This window comes from Streptomyces sp. NPDC033174, assembly GCF_055577795.1.
In genome coordinates, this window is the sequence record NZ_JBVIPQ010000005.1 from 151,609 (window position 1) to 172,047 (window position 20,439).

Annotated in this window: 15 protein-coding genes; 6 read left to right on the forward strand and 9 right to left on the reverse strand. The window is 70.0% G+C overall.

Features of this window, described 5'->3' with window-relative positions; translation table 11 throughout:
* Positions 1-108: 108 nt before the first annotated feature.
* The 3 genes from ACZ5VC_RS17600 to ACZ5VC_RS17610 form a co-directional block, all read right to left on the reverse strand.
* Entirely contained in the window at positions 109-345 is a 237-nt protein-coding gene (locus ACZ5VC_RS17600; protein WP_181792875.1) for a helix-turn-helix domain-containing protein, read from the reverse strand.
* 35 nt (positions 346-380) lie between these two features.
* The gene (locus ACZ5VC_RS17605; RefSeq protein WP_468704475.1) at positions 381-1,148 is read right to left on the reverse strand and encodes a hypothetical protein; all 768 of its coding nucleotides are present in this window, start codon (positions 1,146-1,148) and stop codon (positions 381-383) included.
* A gap of 304 nt (positions 1,149-1,452) precedes the next feature.
* Positions 1,453-1,611 carry a hypothetical protein gene (locus ACZ5VC_RS17610; protein ID WP_157854403.1) on the reverse strand — a complete coding sequence of 53 codons (159 nt, stop codon included), beginning with the start codon at positions 1,609-1,611 and terminating at the stop codon, positions 1,453-1,455.
* A gap of 245 nt (positions 1,612-1,856) precedes the next feature.
* On the opposite strand from ACZ5VC_RS17610, the gene ACZ5VC_RS17615 reads away from it, so the two are divergent.
* Entirely contained in the window at positions 1,857-4,616 is a 2,760-nt protein-coding gene (locus tag ACZ5VC_RS17615) for an AfsR/SARP family transcriptional regulator (RefSeq protein WP_469120929.1), read from the forward strand.
* 30 nt (positions 4,617-4,646) lie between these two features.
* On the opposite strand, the gene ACZ5VC_RS17620 is transcribed toward ACZ5VC_RS17615, so the two are convergent.
* Positions 4,647-5,549 (reverse strand): serine/threonine protein kinase, encoded by a 903-nt coding sequence (locus ACZ5VC_RS17620; protein ID WP_468704471.1) that lies wholly within the window; start codon positions 5,547-5,549, stop codon positions 4,647-4,649.
* A gap of 329 nt (positions 5,550-5,878) precedes the next feature.
* On the opposite strand from ACZ5VC_RS17620, the gene ACZ5VC_RS17625 reads away from it, so the two are divergent.
* Genes ACZ5VC_RS17625 through ACZ5VC_RS17640 form a run of 4 tightly spaced genes read left to right on the forward strand, consistent with a single transcriptional unit; the run spans position 5,879 to position 14,567 of the window.
* Positions 5,879-7,150, forward strand: coding sequence for a PD-(D/E)XK nuclease family protein (locus ACZ5VC_RS17625; protein WP_469120930.1), 1,272 nt, complete (start codon positions 5,879-5,881; stop codon positions 7,148-7,150).
* The gene (locus ACZ5VC_RS17630) at positions 7,147-8,292 is read left to right on the forward strand and encodes a pPIWI_RE_Y domain-containing protein (RefSeq protein ID WP_469120931.1); all 1,146 of its coding nucleotides are present in this window, start codon (positions 7,147-7,149) and stop codon (positions 8,290-8,292) included. The genes ACZ5VC_RS17625 and ACZ5VC_RS17630 overlap by 4 nt, the downstream gene beginning before the upstream one ends.
* The gene (locus tag ACZ5VC_RS17635; protein ID WP_469120932.1) at positions 8,282-11,794 is read left to right on the forward strand and encodes a pPIWI_RE_Z domain-containing protein; all 3,513 of its coding nucleotides are present in this window, start codon (positions 8,282-8,284) and stop codon (positions 11,792-11,794) included. The genes ACZ5VC_RS17630 and ACZ5VC_RS17635 overlap by 11 nt, the downstream gene beginning before the upstream one ends.
* 31 nt (positions 11,795-11,825) lie before the next feature.
* Complete coding sequence (locus tag ACZ5VC_RS17640) at positions 11,826-14,567, forward strand: pPIWI_RE module domain-containing protein (protein WP_469120933.1); 2,742 nt, start codon at positions 11,826-11,828, stop codon at positions 14,565-14,567.
* 668 nt (positions 14,568-15,235) lie between these two features.
* Here the strand turns inward: ACZ5VC_RS17640 and ACZ5VC_RS17645 are convergent.
* The 3 genes from ACZ5VC_RS17645 to ACZ5VC_RS17655 form a co-directional block, all read right to left on the reverse strand.
* Positions 15,236-15,616 carry a hypothetical protein gene (locus tag ACZ5VC_RS17645; RefSeq protein ID WP_469120934.1) on the reverse strand — a complete coding sequence of 127 codons (381 nt, stop codon included), beginning with the start codon at positions 15,614-15,616 and terminating at the stop codon, positions 15,236-15,238.
* 77 nt (positions 15,617-15,693) lie between these two features.
* Positions 15,694-15,879, reverse strand: coding sequence for a hypothetical protein (locus ACZ5VC_RS17650; protein WP_469120935.1), 186 nt, complete (start codon positions 15,877-15,879; stop codon positions 15,694-15,696).
* Between the two features lie 247 nt (positions 15,880-16,126).
* On the reverse strand, positions 16,127-16,684 hold the full coding sequence (locus ACZ5VC_RS17655) for a quercetin 2,3-dioxygenase (protein WP_469120936.1): 558 nt from the start codon (positions 16,682-16,684) through the stop codon (positions 16,127-16,129).
* 99 nt (positions 16,685-16,783) lie between these two features.
* On the opposite strand from ACZ5VC_RS17655, the gene ACZ5VC_RS17660 reads away from it, so the two are divergent.
* The gene (locus ACZ5VC_RS17660; RefSeq protein ID WP_469120937.1) at positions 16,784-17,221 is read left to right on the forward strand and encodes a MarR family winged helix-turn-helix transcriptional regulator; all 438 of its coding nucleotides are present in this window, start codon (positions 16,784-16,786) and stop codon (positions 17,219-17,221) included.
* Between the two features lie 183 nt (positions 17,222-17,404).
* Here the strand turns inward: ACZ5VC_RS17660 and ACZ5VC_RS17665 are convergent, their stop codons facing one another.
* Complete coding sequence (locus tag ACZ5VC_RS17665; protein ID WP_469120938.1) at positions 17,405-19,651, reverse strand: catalase; 2,247 nt, start codon at positions 19,649-19,651, stop codon at positions 17,405-17,407.
* Positions 19,652-19,827: 176 nt separating this feature from the next.
* Complete coding sequence (locus ACZ5VC_RS17670) at positions 19,828-20,289, reverse strand: DUF6098 family protein (RefSeq protein ID WP_469120939.1); 462 nt, start codon at positions 20,287-20,289, stop codon at positions 19,828-19,830.
* Positions 20,290-20,439: the final 150 nt, after the last annotated feature.

A 20,439-nucleotide genomic window follows, 5' to 3' on the forward strand; every position in this document is an offset into this window, starting at 1 on the left:
GTGGACCTGCGCACGGCGGCCCGAGCACTCGGAATCGGCTCGACGACCGCGTACCGGCTGATCCGCGAGCACGAGTTCCCCTGCCACGGAGCCGCCCGGTGGTTACCGTCAGAAGCCGACGCTCGGATCGTCCGTGTCCTCTTCCGGGTCCACGCTGTACAGCGGGCGGTCCTCGATCCCCAGGGCGCGCATCAGCTCGGTGGTCGGAATCCTGTACCTACGTCCGATGCGGAGGACGGGGCAGGGGAACTCGTGCTCGCGGATCAGCCGGTACGCGGTCGTCGAGCCGATTCCGAGTGCTCGGGCCGCCGTGCGCAGGTCCACTGCGACGGGCAGGTCGAACATCTCCGTGAAACTGAGGCGGCCCTCTGCCGGGTCCTTCACCCTCGCCTCCCCGCGGGGCGGACCGGCCGGGTGTCCGCGCGGCGCCCGGGCCGTCGCCTCTTCCCGGGGCTGTGACCCGCCGAACGGTCCTGCGACCCGTCGTCGGTGTCGATGAAGATTCCCTGTCGGCGCAGATGCTCCGGGCGCACCCGGAAACGCAGCGGTGCGCACAGCCCGTCCGGGCCGTCCGGACGGTCGACCCGTACGTCCAGGCTTTCCGCCGCCGGAGCGTCCGCCTCCTCGCCGGACGCAGTGAGAGCGTGCTCCTCGGTGATGCGTTCGATCTGGGTGGAGGGAAGCTCCCGCAGCCCCTCCCGGGCGAGATGCCACGCCCTGGCGCGCGCCGCGTGCAGCAGGGAGGAGTCGGTGAGACAGCTCGCGCCGTCCCGATCCGCCAGCTTCTCCAGGAGAGCCAGGACCATCTCGGCCTCCACGTCCGACCGGTCGGCCCGCAGGCGCGTGCAGACCCGGTGGACCGTCCCGGTCAACCGGGGCAGGGCCAGCCAGATCGCCAGGAGTTTCCCCGTGCTGTCTGGAGTCAGGTCGCTCTGCGCCGTGCGGATGACCTCCTTCCAGACCGCGGTGGCGAACTGCGGGTCGGAGCCGGGGCCGTACAAGGCCTCGTGCGTCTCGGCGGCGGTCAGCCGGACCGGATCAGCCTCGTCGGCGTCCGTGGGGACGAGCACGAAGACCGCGTCACTGGTCCAGGGAACGTCGAAGTGCCGCCTCACCGAGGCGAACGCACTGCTGTGCGGTGGATACATCAGGAAATGTCCTCTCTTCGGACTGCGGAAACCTGAGTCCGGAGGTGCTGGAGATACCGAGATGCTGGACGAGGTGGGTCCTGTGGTGGGGACGTACCGCCTCATATCTGCATCAAGCGGGGACGCGTCCCACTAGCCTCACTTTGATGCGTGAGCATGCGGTAGTGGTTTTCTCGACCAGGTAACGCCGTCTTTGACCACGAGCGTGTGACAAGAGCGGCAGCAAGGCCGCGAGCCCGCCGGTGACGGAGTTCGCGAGGCGGGTGGGTGCCCGTACGGTACGGGCACCCACGGACTGTTGCGCTCAGGCGGTCTCGGAGGACGAGGTGTCCGGCGCCTCGGTGGGCGGGGTCGCCGGGGTGGTGTCCTCGGTCCGGACGGCCGCCCGCCGGCGGCGGCTCGGCGGCCAGTCGGGGGACTGGCGCAGACGGGCTGCCCGGCGGTTGCGCTGACGGCTGTTCATCGGGTTCGCGGTTCCTCTCTGATGAGTCGATGGATGACTAAGCCGCCGTTTCGTGCTTCTGCGAGCGGCTGGTGCCATCGTGCCCGGGGGTGAAGCGGGGCCGCAGAGCGAAAACTGAGGGATAACTGAGTCCCCGGGGGGCGTGAAGAAGCAAGCGCGTGTGAAGCGGCACAGCGCGGCGCACAGATGAAGGAGCGCCGGCGAGGGGTCGGATCGCTGACTGCGGCGCGGTGAGGGGGAGGGCGATGGAGGGGTACGTGCTGGGCCCGGTGCGAGCCGAAGGGGACGGCGGCAGGAGGGTGGTCGAAGGGTCGAAGGTGGCGGCCCTGTTCGCGCTCCTGGTGACCTCGCCAGACTGCCGATGTAAGAGGAAGGACATAGCCGAAGTCCTCTGGGAGGGCGTCGAGGACGTCGGCGATCTGGTTAACCGCGTCGTCGCCGACCTGCGGAAGCGGCTGGGCCAGGAGTCCGTGCCCCATAGCGGCAAGTCGGGTTACTGCACGCTCCGCGTGCCGGCGGGAGACGTCGACCTGCTCCGTTTTCGCGAAAAGGTGAAGCAGGCTGAGGGACTGACCTGCAAAGCGCAGTTCGAGCTGCTCGGCGCGGCCTTGGAGGAGTGGGACGGCGAGGACGAACCGCTGCACGGACTGTCCGAGACCGGCTTCCACTTGCGTCGGGAGGAGCTACGGGCCGAGTTGATGGCCGCCGTGTACGCGCGGCTGGACGCAGCCTACAAGTCCAGGGAGGTCAAATGGCTGCGCGAGGAGACGGAGAAATGGTTCGAGCGCGCGCCGGAACTGCCCCAGATCTTCCGGTTCTACCTGCTCGCCCACGCAGACCTGCCAGAGTCCCAACGTGAGCGGCTCATCAAGAAGTGGGAGAAGCGCAACGGAAAAGCGGATGTCGATGTACAGAGCGCCATTGACCAGGTCCGGGGAGAGAGCCGCCGTCCGGGCGGGGTGCTCCTGCCCCCCGTTCCCGACCAGTTGCCCGGCGGCAGGCGCAAGCCGATCGGGAAGGACGAGCTGATCGGCGACCTCTTCGAGGCCGTGTGCGAGGAACAGGATGCCGGCAATCTGGCGCTGGTCCTGATCAGCGGCATGGCGGGTGTCGGGAAGACCACGGTGGCCGAGAACCTCGCCGGTCGGCTGCGGGAGCGGTTTCCCGACGGGGTGCTGCGCGGCGAACTGAACGGATTCGCCGACGGAGACGTGCGGCCCGCCGAACCGGACGAGATCCTGGACGGCTTTCTGGCCGCGCTGCCGCCCTACACCACGGTGACTGGAACGGAGAGCAAGAGCAACGCGCTGCGGTCGGCGCTGGCCCACCGATCGGTGCTCATCGTCCTCGACGACGCGCTCAGCGCCCAGCAGGTGCTGCCGCTGCTTCCCGGAGACGGTACCTGCGCCGTGATCGTCACCAGTCGTAACGACCTCTTGCGGCTGCAGTCCGAGAGAAAGGTGCTGTTCCGCAAGATGGAGCCGCTGCACGAGGCGGACGCCTTGGAGGTACTCCAGGAGAATGTGTCGGCCGAGGACCGGGCCAAGCACGCCGTGCCCTTCAGCAAGCTGGTACACCTCTGCGGTCGGCTGCCGTTGGCCCTCGTGGTGGTGGCCCGGCTCTTGGAGGTCGGTGCGCGTCCGCTGCACACCCTCCCTGCCCTGGTGCGGGAGATGGAGAAGGAGCTGGAGCGGTCGAAGCTGGACACCCTGGACCTTCCCGAGCACGAACTGTCGGTCCGCGCCGCGCTCAACTGCTCCGTGCGCGTGCTGAATGAAGAAGCCCGGCTGCTGCTGTGGCAGCTCGCCGTCCACCCCGGGCCCAGCGCTTCCTGGGAGGCGGTGATGGATCTGGGACGGGCAGTGGACGAAGGGACGCGTACCGACCGGGCCCTGGTGGACCTCGTGGCGGCGAACTTGGTGGAACATCACGGCGACCGCTACGGGCTGCACGACCTCGTGCGGGCCTTCGCCCTTCGGCACGTGCGACCGGTGCCGGACGGAGACAACGCGGAGATCGAGCGGGCGACCGTACGACAGGTGCTGGAACATCAGCTGCACAACGTCCGCGCCTGCGACCGGGTGCTCGACCGCGAACGCATCCTGCCCACCGGCGAGCCCGGAGCGGTCAGGGTCACCGACCCCGCGGACCTCGCGGAGGCGATGGCGTTCCTGGACGAGGAGTACGCCACCGTCCAGCGAGGCATTCACTTGGCGATCAATCGGCGTATCGACCGGTACGTATGGCTGCTTCCGATGGCCCTGGTCATCTACCAGTGGCGCCGCCGCCTGCTCGATGATGCGCGGCAGAACCTCCGGTACGCCGCCGAGGCGGCGGAAACCGTCGCCGGTCCGGTCGATCGCGCCATGGTCCACCGGTCGCTGGCAGGGACCCACTGGCGGCTCGGTGAGTACGACTTGGCGGTGGGCGCCCTGCGCAGGGCCGTCCGGCTCAGCGAGGAGGACCGCAGCGCGGAAGGCCGGCTGAGTCTCGCCCGTACGCTGCACCGGCTCGGGCTCACCCTGCGCAAGCAGGACGACCTGACGGGAGCGGAGGAAGTGCTCCGCCGTGCACTGGGGTTGTGCCGGGAGGTGTCCGACCGGGTCGGGGAAGCGGCCGTTCTGAACGTCCTCGGCGCGATCCACCTCGACCGGGGCGAGCACGAGCGGGCGCTCCGTCGGTGCGCCGACGCCCTGGGCGTGGTGGAGCGCACGACGGAGCGCAGCGGCCTGGCCGATGTGTTGTTCACCCTGGCCAAGGTGCACCTGGCCCGTGCCGAACGGGACGAGGCCATCACCCTGTACCGGCAGGCCTCCGACATCTACCGCGAACAGGAGAACTGGCCCAACGAGGAGAAGGTACGGATGCTGTTCGCTGATGTCCTGGTGTCCGCCGGCGACACCGACGCGGCGGTGCGGGAGTTGGAGAGAGTCATCGTGCTGCGTGAGCTGATGGACAGTGAGGGGGTGCGGGAGGTCCGAGAGCGGCTGGAAGGGCTGAGGTGACCCGCCCGGTCGGTGGCCGTCGGCTCACCGTCATAGCCGGGGCGGATGGGTGCGGTAGTACTCGGTCGGGTCCGGCCGCAGGCGTTTCGCTGGCCGTGGCGAGCCGAGCCGGGGCAGATACGGCCGGAGCCGGTCGAACACCTCACGGACGTCCGCCGGGCGCTCCGCCGCCTCCCACCGGACCATCCACAGCGCCAGGGAGGCGAACTCCGGGGGCAGTTCGGCGAGTCTGTCGGCCGGCAGGACCGGGGTGCCCTCTTCCGCCCGCTCGTCCTGTCCGCCGTAGGGCAGCCGCATCACGGTCATCTCCAGCAGGATGCAGCCGAGTGCGAAGATGTCCGCTTGCCGCGTCAGACCTGACGGGCACGCGTCGGACTGCTCGGGGGAGGCCCAGCCACGCGTGCCGCGTGCGTATTCCGTCTTTCGATTTGCCACGACCGCGTGGCCCATGTCAATGAGCCGGAGGCTGCCGTCCGGCTGCACGATGACGTTCTCGGGCTTGAGATCGCAGTGCACCAGATTCCGGTCGTGGACTTCTGCCAGAATTTCGCACAGTTGGCCGATGACGGCTGCAACGGTCACAGGATCCTTGACGGGCAGGGCCGCCGACAGGACCTTCCGCAGGTGGTTCCCTTCGACAAATTCCATGACCAGGCACCGGCGTCGCCGGTGTGTCCCCGTGGCGATGACTTCGGGAATCGCCTGGATTCCCGTCAGCATCATCATGCGTGATCCCTCTTTGAGGAGTTCATCACCGGCCCAGCGGAAATCGCTCTCGGGTCCGAGGTCCCGGGCCTTCTGAAGCTTCAACGCCACCTTCTGCCCGCTATTGCGGTCACGCCCGAGGAAAAGGTCGCCTTGGCCGCCGTCGCCGACCATGTCCAGCACTTCGTAGCGCCTCTCCACATCGCCGACCTCCTCGATCTCCCTCACGGCCGTCCACCTTTCCTCCGTACGGAAATGGAGCATGAATGTCACAGCCATGGCTACCCCCCGACGGGGTGACCCGCACGTCCGACGTCATCACGGTATCCGCCGGAATGTTCAAGGGGGGAGAGTTCCGATGCCCCGCCGCTGACGCTCTCAAAACCCGCGGTTACCACACCACCGACCCCGTACCGCGGCGCCGTGAGCGGTTGGAGCACTTCGCTCTGGGCCCCTTCATGGCTGCCTGCGACATCCGTTCGGGGCCTGCCGGCCACCCGCCCCGGACACGTACCGGGCCCTTGCACGACGGTCTGCGGACCTGGTCGGAGCACGGCGTGACGTTGTACGAGGCGGCCTTCCCCCTCGACCCGGAACGCCCGCTGCACGAGGTGCCCGAGCCGTGGACGTACCGCTACCGGCCATCCGGTCCCGGCCCGCGCGACGCCCAGGAGTACCGCCTTACCGCGTGGGGCCGCTGCCTGGCCTCCTCCGACGGTGCCTACCGCGAGCTTCGTCTGCCCGTGCACCGCCTGCGGGACCTGCCGCCCGACGGGTTCACCGCGGCCGTCGCCCTGGTGCTGGCCGAGGGCGCCCCCGGACCACCGCCGGAGCACGTACGGATCGTGGAGTTCGCGCTCTTCGACGGCCGTACGCGGGAACTCTTCGCGGGAAGCCGGGAAGAGGCGCGCGCCCGGTACCGCGAACACGGCCCCGCTGCCCTGGCCGGCGTACTGGACGGACGGGAATACCGCCCGGGATCCGCCTGTGGCGGATGCCCCTACCTGTCGGTGTGCCCGGCCCTGCGCACAGCGCCCGGACTGCTGGGCATCGAGGCGCACGACCGGCCCCGCCGCACCTGGTCGGTCACCAATGGGCGGGCCTACCGAGCCTGCCCGGCGCGTGACCATATGCGTCGGCTGCACCTGCCCACGGCGGATTCCGTCGAACGCGAGGTGACGGCCGAGCGCGGCCGGGCGCTGCACGCCTACCTCGCCGAACGGCACGCCCACGGATCGCCTCGGCCCTGCACGGTCGAGGTCCCCGAGGAGTGGGTACCGGAGGGATTCGACCTGCCCGCACACGAACGCGCACTCGGCGCCCTGCTGTTGCGGCGGCACGCCGCGGTCTGTCCGCTGCGGTACGTCGGGGACGGTACGGATGTGCGGACCGAGCCCCGGGTGGTGCGGCACGACACAGCCGCCGACGTGGTGGTCCTGGCCGCGCCCGACCTGCTCTACCGGGATGCCGGGTCATGGGTGTGGCGCGAGACCAAGACCTCCGTCACCGATCGGCGGTCCGACCGCCCCCTGCTGGAGCGTTATCCGCAGTTGGCCCTGGCCGTCGTGCTGATCGCTCGCGGTGACCTGGGCGGTGATCCGTTCCGCGCACGGGTCGAGCTGGAGGTGCTGCGCCCCGGCGGCGCCGACCTGGACATCATCGATCCCTTCGCCCCGGCCAATCGGGTCACCGCCGAGAAGGTACTGCGGGCGATGGTGGCCGACTGGCACGGGGACGACCAGTACGCGGCCCGGCCCGGACGCTCCTGCGAGCGGTGCGAAGTGGCCCGCTGGTGCACGGCGTCGTCCGTCAGCGAGGCCGCGGCATGAGGGCGGGGTCGGCCGGCCGGGCCGATCGGCCGGACGCCGGCGAGGCGCCCGAGGGCGTGGGCAGCGACCTCTTCGGCGAACTCGCCCGCATGGTGGCGGCTCTCTCCGAGGTCCAAGGGCTCCGCTCCTTCACCCTGCCCTATCCCGGCCTCGCCCAGCGGGCGCTGGATCACACGGTGATGCGCTGCCTCTATGCGGGGGAGGCGCCGCCGAGAAGTCTTCCGGAGCTGTGGGAGTGGTGCCGGACCAGGCCGTCCGACGACCCACTCTTCGCGGTCCCCTCCTCCCTGGTCTCGCCGGGCACCACGCTGGTGCACCGGGTCGGCCGGATGCCGACCCGGTCGTGTCTCGAGGTGGCCTCGCACGGACCGGACGGAGGCGTGGCGGGCCACGCCCGCGCGCTCCTCGGGGACCTGCACGCGCGGAGTGGAACGGAGGAGTGCTACCGGCAGTGCCGGGCGTTCCTGGCACGTCACCCGGTCGTCCACCAGCAGGACCGCTTCGCGCCGGGTTGGAACAGGGCCGTCTGGAGCCGGGTCAAGAGCCTCTACGGTCCGTTGCCCGAGTTCCTGCTCGTCGACGGAGACTTCCTGTACTGCCCCTCGTGCAGGCTCCCTGCGCTGCCCCGGGACAGTGCCGTGCCCGCACCCGGACCGTCCGGCACCCGCGCGGAAGTCTGGTGCGAGGGGGAGAACTGCCCGTGCGATGTCCCTCCGCGGCTCATCCGTGAGCCGGACCAGGCGTGGATCCTGCAGCGCTCGTTGCGGTGGTACCTCGTACTGCCGCACCGCACCGACGAAGCCGCCCGGGAGGCACTGGAGCGCGCCGAAGTCGCGTACGAGCCCCTGCCCGGTCTTCTGCCCGCCTACCGGCTCAGGGACACCGGCCCCCGCATCGTGGACATCCAGGTGTACGACCGCCTGCAGCCGACGCTCCTCGCAGCCCATCTCACCGACAACACACCCCTCGCGGACCGCACCCTCGTCGTGGTCCCCGACGCGCTCGCCGGACGGGACGGCTACCGGCAGGCCTTCACCGATGCGCTTCCCGCGCTCCTGCGGGACCGGCTGATGCTCACCACCCCCATGGACCTCGTGCCCGACCTGGGACAGGCCCGGCGAGAGGAGAAGGATGATGCGTAGTATCACCCCGCCCTTGACCGACGTGTTCAACGCGCTCATAGCGTTTCTGGGGTCCTCCGTGCCCCAGCCTGCGCTGGAAGCCCTCTGCCAGGTCGAACTTGGCCTGTACCTCCAGCAGAAGATGATGCCGGGCAGCCCCGCGAGCAGCGCCTGGGTGCTGTTCAGCGGGTACGGGTTCGCCGAGGCGCACCGGGCACCGCTGCCATCCGATGCGGCGAAGACCCTGCGTATCGCCAGGTACTCGCTGTGGACGCTGCGCCGGAACCGTACCTGGCTCGAGGCGCTGGACACCTACCAGAGGTTCGACCCCAGGGTGCGCGCCTACGACGTACCGGACGCCGAGACACCCGCTGCCCGCCGCGACCTCTCCGTCGCCGGCGACCGTTTCTCCCTCTACGAGCAACTGCTGCGTGCCGCACCGCCGCTGGCGGGTAGGCGCCTGCCGGTCGCGGGTCAGGGCCCGCACGCCTTCCCCGTCAGTCGCACCATGGCCGTCGTCGACCTGCCGCCGGTCCCCCGCATCCCCCTCGTCGCCCACGACATGGACCTGGAACCGGCCGGCGGCGGCGAGCCCTTGATCTTCACCAGGGAGGACCTGGAGCACACGGCGGCGGAGATGGACGCCCAGCACGCTCGCTCCGGCAAGGGCCGGGCACCACGGTGGCTGGAGCGGCTACGGTCGTTCGACCTGTCCACCAAGGAGAACGGAACCTTCCACAAGGCGAGGAAGGACGAGGACTTCGCCTTCACGGTCGATGGCATCCAGCACCTGCTCGGCATCGTCGGCGCCGGCAAGAGCACACTGCGCGACATCATCGCCGTCCATCTCGCCAAGCTAGGCAAGCGCACCACCATCGTCGTCACCGATGTCGCGGAGGTGCTGAAGCTCGTCCGGCTCTACGACCTCTACACCGACGGCGCCGCCGCACCCGTGCTCGGCTCCTCGGGCCGTGAGCGGCACGCCCAGCGGTTGCACCGTCGGCTGGCGGGCCGGGGCGAGCACCGACTGCTCGCCCACGACGACCCCGCCTTCGCCTACCTCGGCACGTCCTGCCTGCTCAACGTCAGACGGCAGGGCGCCACGTCGACGACCGAACCACTTGCCTACGGTGAGGCACCCTGCTCCCGGCTCCGCCCCCCCTCGGCCCTGCGGCGTGACCCGAGCGAGGGACGGCATTCCGTGTGGCAGAAGAGGGTGACGAGCTGCCCGTACTGGTCCGCCTGCCCCCGTCACCACGGAGCTCGGACCCTGGTCGGCGCCCTGATCTGGGTGGCCACGCCGGCCGGGCTGATCGACGCCTCGCCGCCCCGCCCTCAGAACGGCGAGCGCATCCGCTTCCTCGAACTCGCCTGCCGCCGTAGTGACCTCGTGATCATCGACGAGGCCGACCGTGTCCAGATGCAGCTCGACCAGACTTTCGCACCCGCCGTGGTCCTCGCCAGCGACGAGGACAAGGGCCTCATCGACCAGCTGAGCCGGCACAAGATCCGGGAACTCGCGGCTGGCGGACGCACCCAGCTCTCCGAACGGGACGTCGAGACCTTCGCCGCCGCCCTCAACACCGCAGGCGCGGCCACCGACCGACTGTACGCGATGCTCGTCGCCGGGTACGAGCTGCGCAAGTGGGTGCGGACGGGCTACTTCAGCGCCTGGACGCTCCAGCTGGGGCTCCTCGACGAACGCTACGAACTCCCCGACGACAGCGGTCCGGACCACCCTCATCACGCCCCCCGCGAGGCTCTCGGGAAACTACTCGACGCGTTCCGGGACAACCCCTTCGGTGACCGTCACCGCAGGACGGAGGAGGACTTCAGCCGGCTGACCGCCCTCCTCAACGAACTGCTCCACACCGGCAACCCGGAGAACACCCGGCGCCGCCTCGCCGAGGTCATGGACGAGGTCTTCGCCATCGACCCGAAGTACATGGCTGCCCGGCAGCGGAAGTACCAAGAGGCTTACGACAAGTGGCGGCGCGAGGAGGAGGAACAGGAGAAGAAGCGCGGGCGCCGCAGGAAGCCCAAGCCTCCGCCCCAGACTCCCGAGGAATGGCGGAAGCAACTCGCGGAGCGCTTCGAGTTCACACTGTTGCTCAGCGCCCTGGAACCACGGCTCGCCATGATCAACGCCATGTGGCCCCGCGTCGAGGCCGCCCTCAGCCTGGGCTTCAACACGATGTACCGCCGGCCGCTCGACTACGGCCCGATGGTGCCCGAGGCCCCGATGGGCAATGTGCTCGGCTTCCAGTTCCGGGTCCCGGGTGAGGACAAGGGCGGAGTCCGCAGCGGCGAACTGACCTTCTTCCGGTGCAGCGGCGTCGGACGGGAGCTGCTGCGCGCCATCCCCGATCTCACCTCCGTAGACGGCAGGCCCGGTGCCCACTTGCTGCTCATGTCGGGCAGCAGCTGGGCGGGCGCGTCCAGCCGCTACCACGTCTGCGTCCCGGTCGGTGTGGTCATCGAACCGCCGGCCGAGGTGACCGAACGTATCGCCAACGAGAGCTCCATGCGCTTCGAGTTCATCGACGACGGCGACGAGAAACTGCGCATGTCGGGAACCCATCCGGACGACCGCCCGGAGAAGTTGCGCCGCATCGCGTGCCATCTAGGTGAGGGCGGAGACGAGTACGAGGTCACTGAAGGTGGTCCGCTCCAGCAGGAGTTGCTCTCGCTTCCTCCAGGGCGCGACCAGATCCTTCTGCTGGTCGGCAGCTATGCCGAGGCACGTGTGGTGGCCGACACACTGCACAACCTCAACGTCCGCTGGCGCAACAAGGTGCTGTGCCTGGTGTCGGACGACGAGGAGATCACCGCGGAGGACGAGGCGCCGTCCGCCTACCACGCCCGATCACTGCGCCGGGGCGACGTCGAGCATCTGAAGGACCTCGAGGCGGACGTCCTGGTGGCGCCCCTGCTCGCGCTGGAACGCAGCCATAACATCCTCAACGAGGACGACGAGGCGGCCATCGGCACGGTCTACTTCCTGGCACGGCCCCATCCGCACCCAGAGGACCTCCACCTGGCCGTCAATGCCGTCAACGACTGGGTTGTCCGCGCCGTCACCGGCGGTGACTTCGCCACCCTGGTACAGGGGAAACCCACCGTCGAGGAAGGAGCGGAGGAGTTCCGCCGCCTCGCCCGTTCGTACTGGTACCAGGTACTCGCCCGTTCGATGGCGTGGAGCCGTCTCGACGACGATGTACGGGAACAGGTCACCTGGGACATGCTGGTCCTGTTGTGGCAGGTGATCGGGCGACTGGTACGCGGTGGCGTACCAGCCCGGGTGGTCTTCGTCGACGCCGCCTTCGCCCCCAACCGCGGCGCCGTACCGGCCCGGCCCGACACCCCCGAATCCAGTCTGCTGCACAGCGTCCTCGCCGTCCTGGACCCGTATTTCGACGGCGGCACGACGACCGTGGAGGAGCAGTTCATCGTCCATGCCCTGTACGCGCCACTGCGCAGCATGCTCACCCGCCTGCTCGCCGCCGTACCCGCCCACCCGTAAGCGCCGAACCCCTGTCCCCGGAGGTAATTCCGTGTACCACCACATTCGCGTCGCGGCCTACGAACCCGACCCGCTCCACGGACCCTGGCGGGAGGAGATGAAAGTGCTGCGGCTCGGCGAGGACCTGCACGCCGAGCTCACCGGGATGCATGCCGAGGCGGACAAGAACTCCGTCCACCCCCACCGGCTCCCCGTGCGCAGGCTCAACTCCCTGCTCCAGGCGATGGCGCCAGGCGTCATCGCGACCGGCCGCAACGCCGGGACGGATGGCCGTCTGCCGTGGCTCTACGCGCGGGAAGCCGTCCCGCCGGACGTGCTGGCCCCAGTGGTAGGAGCTTGGGCGGCGGCCATGCACCGGGAGGACGACGACTCGGAGGGCGCCGACCTCGAGGAGAGGCTCCGCTCCGGTGACCCGGCCGAGACGGTACGTCTGCCCCACTGGGAGACGGAACCGGTCGACCTCGCCGAGAGCGTGCTCTCGGCGGGCGGAACCGCCGAACCCGCCGCGCGGCTCTACAGCCTGCTGCCCGAGTGGATCGCCTTCCGGCTGGCCGCCCGGACGTTCCGCACGGGCGGCACCACACTCCACTTCCGCGTCGAGAGTTCGGGTGACGGCGCGCGACTTGTCTCCTGGCCGCCTCAGCGATACGAGCGCCGACGGCAGACCTGGTACTACTCGGCCTGCCTCACCATCACCGTCCACACCGTGCCGTTCGCCCCGCGGTTCCGCGTCCATGTGTCCACCCAGGTGCGTCGGTGGGCCACCCGACTGGACGTACGCCCCCACCAGCTCGGCGGTACGACCGTCCTGCTCGACGCTCCACTGCCGTGGCCGGAAGGGCCGGACCGGGGCCACCGGCTGATGGTGAACACGCTGGGCTACGACCGGCGGTCGAAGGAACTGGCCTGGCGCCGGCACAGCCCCGCACCGCTCGTGCCCGAGCTGGACATCGTGCGCAACTATCCCCGGCCCGAAGCGCTCTTCTCCGACCCCGAACGCTGGATCAACGGTTCCGGGGACGTGGCCGCCGGCATCGTCTACCACCCGTCGATCGGCCCGCACGAGGTCGGACCCGGGCTGATGCCACGGGAGCGGGCGGATCTGGACGCCTGGGTCGAGGAAGGGCTGCGCCCCCTGCTGACCCGGGTCCCCGACCTCACGCGCGTCTCCCGGAGCAACACACCCTACCTGCTGCCCCGTTCCGGCACCGGACGCGTCCCGGGCGTCCGCGACGCCCAGCTGGCTCTGCAACGGCGGGCGGCGCTGACACGCGCACTGAACGGCCGCCCCCTGGAGATCGATGTCTTCTGGCAGTCCCCGGAAATCCGTGCGGCGCTGCTCGCCGAGCTGCCCAAGCTCATTGGTCTTCCCGCCGGGCAGCAAGTGCCGTCGGCCGGCGGGGAGACCTGGCAGTGGCAGTACGAGGGGGTCGACATCCGCGTCCGGGCCCGGCCCGCGGGACCCTTGGTCGACGCCCTGCCGACCACCCGAGCCCGCGGGCGCCTCAGGGCCGTCCGGCTGGCCGAGGCCATCGAAGGGCGCTGCGGGCTCGTGGCGGACCGGGCGGACCCGCTCCTCGGCGGGGCCGGAGTCGTGATCACGGAGATCGCCGGCAAGGAGCGCTTCGCCGCCGTCCCGGACTCCGACCCCAAGCACGCGCTGCGCATCGCCTGGGCACGGCAGGGACGGCTGACCCAGTTCGTGAACTCGCCCGACGACACCGACAGCGCTCTGGAACACCGGGCCAGGTGGACCTGGCTGGACGCCTTCCGGCAGCTGGGCGCGATCAGCCCGCCCGCCCATCGGGTGGGAGCCGGCATTCCGGGCGACCTTCAGTACGCGGCGCTCTGGCTCGTACGCCACACCAGGAAGGGGCCCACGCGATGCCCCGTCCACCGGCTGGTGGCGGTGCGGGTGCGCCCCGGGGACGGACCGGGCGTCATCGAGGGGTGGGACGCAGAACGAGCCAAATGGGTGCCGTATCCGAAGCTGTTGCTGCTGCTCTCCCAGGCACGGGAACCGGCGGCGAGCGGCGGGAAGGAGACCGGCACGGGGAAGCTCGTCGATGACTCGGCAGCCCCGGGAGGATCCCGGCCCGCTGCCCGCCCGGGTGTGGAGCAGGACAGGCAGCGGGAGACCGAGCGGCAGATCCGGGCACTGCTCTTCCAGCTCCGCGACCGCCCGACGCTGCTGCTGGCGGACGCCGGAAATCTGCGCCAGTGCTGGCCTGGCCTGCGCAACGGTGCACTGGACCGCGACATGCTCGGCTTCGGGGCCGAACCCGCCCAGCGGCACACGCTCTACGGCCACGACCTGCGGGTGCTGCTCGTACGGGACGCCAACGCCCGGGGTGAAGTGGCGGAGTGGTACGCCCACGACACCGAGGACGGGGTCGGCTTCGCCGAGGGTGTGTGGGGGACGGCGGATACGGAGGGCCGTGTCTTCGCGAGTACTGCCTCGAAGCCGCACACGGTGGCGAAACTGCCGAAGGGGCTCATGAAGCTGGTGCCCACGGCACAGGGCCGGACAGCGCCCGGGAAGACCGCGTGGAACCCCGGGCAACTGGAGATCACCGTGCTCGGCTGTCTGTCGGAGAAGGCGCTGACGGACTCGGGGCGTGCGGGTGACCCGCCCGACCGGCCGGCGGAGTGGGCGACGCTTGCGCACCAGCTGCGTTACCACGACGACTACCCGCCGCTCGCCCGGCCTCTCCCGCTGCACTTGGCGCGTCTCGCCGGTGAGTACGTGCTTCCGGTGGCCGGAACCAAGTAAGCGGGGAGTACGTCATCCGCTGTCTGAGCGAGGTGCCGCCTGAATGGGGCGTCCCAAACGATCGACGCTGATAAGGATCAATGCTTCCCTCGTGTGAGCGCCGAAGCCTGAACCTGACCACGGGGACGGCGTCTGGGGCACTCCTTGCTGGGATCACTGGGCGTCCGCCGTGACGCTCGTTTGACGCTCTTCGCACCTGGTGGCCCCAAGACGGAGACGAGGGACGGACCTGACCTGCGGTTTTCTCTGAGTTCACCCGGGTGACATGCTTCCGATGACGCACCACGTGGAGTGCGTGGCGATCCTGGAGCCGGTGAAGGAAGACGCCTGACCTGAGATCTTGTGGGTGCGCGGTATGTGCGGTGTGGGCGTTCCGGGCGATGTCTTGACGCTGAGATGACGCTCGTGACATTCATTTGTCGCTCGTTCTGACGAGAAGTCAGGGTGGCGGGAGAGGCCGCTGGGCTCAAACTGCCTGGCGGAGCGTCGGCTCATTGCCCGTGCTGGTCTTGGTCGCAGGTTGGTCGGCCGGAATCCGGCCCCGTCACGGACCCCCGCGACCGCCAGGCCGAAACTCGACATCGAGAATGGCCCGGGCACCGGCCGTCCGCCTGCACGTCAGCCGACGCATAGAACTCTGCTAGTTCCCGGCTGCAAGTGACAACGCGTCAGGAGTGAAAGCCGTGCGGCCGACGCGAAAGCGACGGCTGCACGGACGTGTTCAGCCCCATCTCACCTTCTAGCGCGGCCAGGTCCGGAGCCTGCCCCTCGGCGTCCGCGCGCACGTGCCCGGCTTTCGGATCATCCGGCTGCCCGGTCCAGTGCCGCAGCGCCTCCAGCGCGGTGAGCCCCTGCGCCTTCGACTCCCGCAGTCGGTCGGTCCAGGCGAAGGCCGCCGCGCGTGAGGCGGTCCCGGCGGCGGGCAACGCGAGGAAGCCGGCAGCCGCCTCCGTGGTCGACGCCCACAGTTGGCCCACGGTCACGCCGCCCCGGATCACCGGCGCGTAGACGACGGCGGTTTCCGTCCGACAGGCGTAGTCGTCCGGCATGCTCACCGTGGTGAACTGAGGGTCCTCGGACATGGGTCCGCGTCGCATTTTCTCTCCCTCTCCATGTGGCGCACTCATCAGCGCATGATCTCACTGTAGATGTGATAGCGGTCGTCGTATCCGGAACTTCCGGCTCCTCGCCCTCGGCCGGGTGCCTCCGAGTGCTCAGGCTCGGCCGGCTCGTCGGACTCGGGTGAGTCCTCCGTGGAGCCCTGCGGCTCCGCCGCCTCCCCGGGTGCTTCGGGCTCGTCGTCTTCGTCCACGGCATCCTGCGGTTCCGGATCAGTCGTGGCCGGCTCAACGGAGCCGTCCGGCTCTTCCGGTGCCGGCGGACACTCCGTTCGACCTCGGCAGCCACAGGTCGAGTTCCAACGGACGGCTGCCCTCGACGTTGTCGTAGGGGACGCCGCGCAGCTCGCGCACACCGGCCTTGTCCGGTGCGCCGGGCGGCAGGGGAACGTGATCGGGGTGGGCGCGGCGGTCAGTTCCGGAGCGAGGGCCCGGTTCCCGTCATCGGGTCCGCCACTTGTGGTCGGGCAGGAAGCGCACGTCGTACTGTTCGGGGACGCCGGCGAACTTGTGAGGTTCGGGGACGACGGGCTGGTGCGGGAGGCCGAGTTGCTCCGTGGGTGCACCGAGGGTTTCGAAGAACCGCTCGAAGGTCCCTCCCGGGCCGGCGGCGACGCCGACGACCTGGCTGTGGTGGCGCTCCATGCGGTAGGCGTGCCGGCAGTTCTTCGGCACGAAGCCGAAGTCGCCGGGGGTGAGCAGCTTTTCCTGCTGGTCGCCCTCGGTGTCCTCGACGAACAGCCGGACGGCACCGTGGGTGATGTAGAAGACCTCGTGCGTGTCGGCGTGCAGATGGGCCGGGATGAGGTTGCCTTTGGGGCCTTCGACGGTGAAGAAGTTGAAGGTGTTCTCGGTCTGCTCGCCGCCCGCGTAGATGGTGATCAGGTCGCCGAACAGATGGGCGCGGTCGCCCTCGCCCTTCTCGATGAAGTAGGGCTTGCCCTGTTCCGCCGGTATGCGTGACGCCTGCCGATAGCGGGTGGCGTACTCGATGGTCATGCCGTCTCCTTGGATCGACCTCCGCCATTAATGTCAGGTAGCCTGACATGAGAAGGTGGGGACAATCAAGCGCGTACGAGCCCGGCCCGCGAGGAACACATGCAGTCCACCCGCCGCAACCTTCCCCAGTTGCTCGGCGACGCCCGGCGCTGGTTCGAAGAAGGGCTGTTGACCGCCCTGGAAGCAGCCGGATCCACACCGGTGTCCCCGGCGCAGGCCCAGATCTTCGCTGTGATGGACGACGAGGGCACCACGGTGTCCGAGTTGGCGCGGCGCATGGGTGTCACCCGGCAGACCGCGCATCAGGCCGTGCACGGCCTCGTCGCCGCCGGCCTGCTCGAACAGGTTCCTGACCCCGCCTCGGCCCGACAGCGGCTGATCCGGCGGACCGAGGAGGGCGAACGCGCACACCGCAAGGCCGGCGCCATCCTCGAGCGGCTGGAGGGAGAGCTGGCCGAGCGGATCGGCCGGGAGACGGTCGAAGCGCTGCGGGCGGCTCTGGAAGCGCCGCGGGGCAGGCCGCCCTCCTTGAGCTGAGAAGGGGGTCAGCTCGCCCGCGAGACCGAGAAGACGTCCTTCTCTGTGTCGGGACATTACTGAACTGCCCTCGCTGCAACCCATGTTGGGTGGGATGCGGCGCCGTCCGAACGGCTGATGCAAAGAGCCCGCCCACCGTCGGGGCGACAGTGAGCGGGCTCCTCCGTGATGTCCGGCGGAACGTCAGCGGTCCGTCGGGAAGCGCTCCCAGACCCTGTGGTGCGGCAGCAGCTCCGTGAGGCCCTCGAGCGCCGATGCTCCCGAGGTCGCGCGGACGACGCCCGGCGCGTCCTCCGGGCACAGGGCCGCCGTGAGGACGTTCTCGCCGTCTCCCCAGCTGCCCAGGGCCTTCGCGTGCCGGTAGGCCTCCTCGACCATCAGGACCACTCGGGGGTCGATGGCGGACGCTCCCGGAGCGCCGGCGCGGGCGTCGCGGGCGCCGTAGGAGTCGGCGCCGGGGAAGGGGGCCGCCGACAGGAGGATCGCGTCGAACTCGATGGAGCGGGCCGTGGCGAAGGTCCGCTGGGGCGGGAGGGGTTCACCGGCGCCGCCGGAGAGGTCGCCGCCGGTCGGGGCGATGATCAGGGGGATCATCTCGTTGTCCAGGATGGACTGGCGGACGGCCCGGAGTTCGTCGAGGTCGGTCGTCCCGTCGACGACGATCCCGATCACGCGGCCGGTCACCGGCCAGGTCCGGCCCAGCTGGGACAACGCGGGGCTCCGGGTGATCTCGGGGAGCGGGGCGGAGGGCTTGGGGGCCGGCAGCCCGAGGCCGTCCGCGACGCGCGAGCACAGGACGGGGTCGATGTCGGCGAGAACCTGGAGCGTGCGCTCCTTGATCGCCTGTTCGTAGCACTTGCCGAGCTCGAAGGTGTAGGCCGCGATGACGTGTTCCTGTTCGGTCGGCGACAGGCTCGCCCAGAACAGGCGCGGCTGGCTGGTGTGGTCGTCGAAGGAGGCCGGGGCCTCACGCACCTTCTGCGCGGCCGCGACCGGCTGCGGCACCTCGACGAACGCCTGCTCGGCGGTCGTTGCGAGGAAGGGGCAGCCGCCGTCGAGGGAGTTGGGCCGGTAGGGCGCCACGCCCGCGTGCACGGCGGTCTGGTGCATGCCGTCGCGGAGCATGTCGTTCACGGGGGTCTGGGGCCGGTTGATGGGGATCTGGCCGAAGTTCGGGCCGCCGAGCCGGCTGATCTGCGTGTCGAGGTACGAGAAGAGCCGCCCCGCGAGCAGCGGGTCGTCCGTGATGTCGATGCCGGGGACCAGGTGCCCGGGGTGGAAGGCGACCTGCTCGGTCTCGGCGAAGTAGTTCGTCGGATTGGCGTTCAGGGTCAGCAGGCCGATGGGCTGGACCGGGGCGAGCTCCTCAGGAACGATCTTCGTCGGGTCCAGCAGGTCGATGCCCTCGAACGTCTGGTCCGGCGTGTCCGGCATGACCTGAACTCCCAGTTCCCACTGGGGATAGGCGCCCGCCTCGATCGCGTCGGCGAGGTCACGGCGGTGGAAGTCCGGGTCCATTCCGGCGATCAGCTGCGCCTCCTCCCACACCAGCGAGTGCACGCCCGCCAGGGGCTTCCAGTGGAACTTCACGAGCGAGGTCGCGCCCGCGTCGTTGACCATGCGGAACGTGTGGACGCCGAAGCCCTCCATCATGCGGAACGAGCGCGGGAGGGCCCGGTCGGACATGTTCCACAGGGTGTGGTGGGTGGCCTCCGTGTGCAGGGAGACAAAGTCCCAGAAGGTGTCGTGCGCACTCTGGGCCTGCGGGATCTCACGGTCGGGGTGCGGCTTTCCCGCGTGGATGATGTCGGGGAACTTGAGGGCGTCCTGGATGAAGAACACCGGGATGTTGTTGCCGACGAGATCGAACGTTCCCTCGTCGGTGTAGAACTTCGTCGCGAAGCCGCGGGTGTCGCGCACCGTGTCCGCCGACCCCCGGGAACCGAGGACGGTCGAGAAGCGCACGAAGACCGGGGTCTCCACGTCCTTGGCGAGAAAGGCGGCCTTGGTGATGGTGGACGCGGTCCCGTATCCCTGGAAGATGCCGTGAGCGGCGGCGCCCCGCGCGTGGACCACCCGCTCCGGGATGCGCTCGTGGTCGAAGTGCGTGATCTTTTCACGCAGATGGTGGTCCTGCAGGAGCACCGGACCGCGCGGCCCGGCCTTGAGGGAGTGGTCCGTGTCGTAGAGCCGGGCGCCCTGCGCCGTCGTCAGATACGCGCCGCCCTGGGCACGGGACGCCGGGCCGGCGCCGGTCGGCTTGCCCGTGGGGGACACCGCCTCCGGCCCCGCCTGGTCGGGCTTCGGCGCGAGGGGCTCCTGTGGTGCGGTCGGCTCGGCGACCGTGGGGCTCCCGCTGCTCGGCCGGCCCGGGAGCTCCGGGTCGGCGCCGCCCTGCGGAGAGGAGTGGCCGGCGTTCTGATGCTCCATGGAAAGCTCCCTGCACAAAGGTCGGATTCATCCGGTAGAGCAGTAACCGACATGAAAAAATCACAAACGCTCCTGCTGTCATCTGCCGCCATGTCGGTACGAATGCTCAGGAAACCCCGGTTACCCGCGCCCCCGGAATGAACACGCGCACCGCCGTGGTCCGACGTGGCGCGGCGTCATCCGCGCCAGGAATCGCGCTGAATGGGCCCCCATGCGCCGGGCTGCCGGTCGATCTCGGCGGTGGCCTCCTCGATCACCTTCTTGTCGATCCAGGCGAGGGGCTCGACATCGCGGACCAGCGGTTCGTTGTCGGGGCCGCGCCCCACCTCCCGTCCGCGCAGCAGCCAGGGGCGTACGTCGCCGCCCCGGAGACGGGGGAGGTGGGAGTAGTCGTACAGGCGCCGGGCGACCCAGATGCGCGCCGGGCGGTCGTTCCACCAGGGTTCGATGTCCAGGGCGTTGGCGGACAGGCCCGGCAGCGGGGTGCCGGTGAGCTCGTCCGAGCTGGACGCGGAGGCCAGATCGACGTGCGGGCCGCGTGACCAGCGCACGTACAGGTGCTGCTCCCGGCCGAGCCACTCCGCCACCTCGTCCAGGCTGTGCAGGACGCCCAGTTCGTCGTCCCTCGTGCGTGCCACCGGCACCTCCATCGACCGGTGTGTTCCGGTTCACGGTTCTCTTTGCGGGGTGACCCGGCCGGGGGGGGGGGGGGGGGGGGGGGGGGGGGGGGGGGGGGGGGGGGGGGGGGGGGGGGGGGGGGGGGGGGGGGGGGGGGGGGGGGGGGGGGG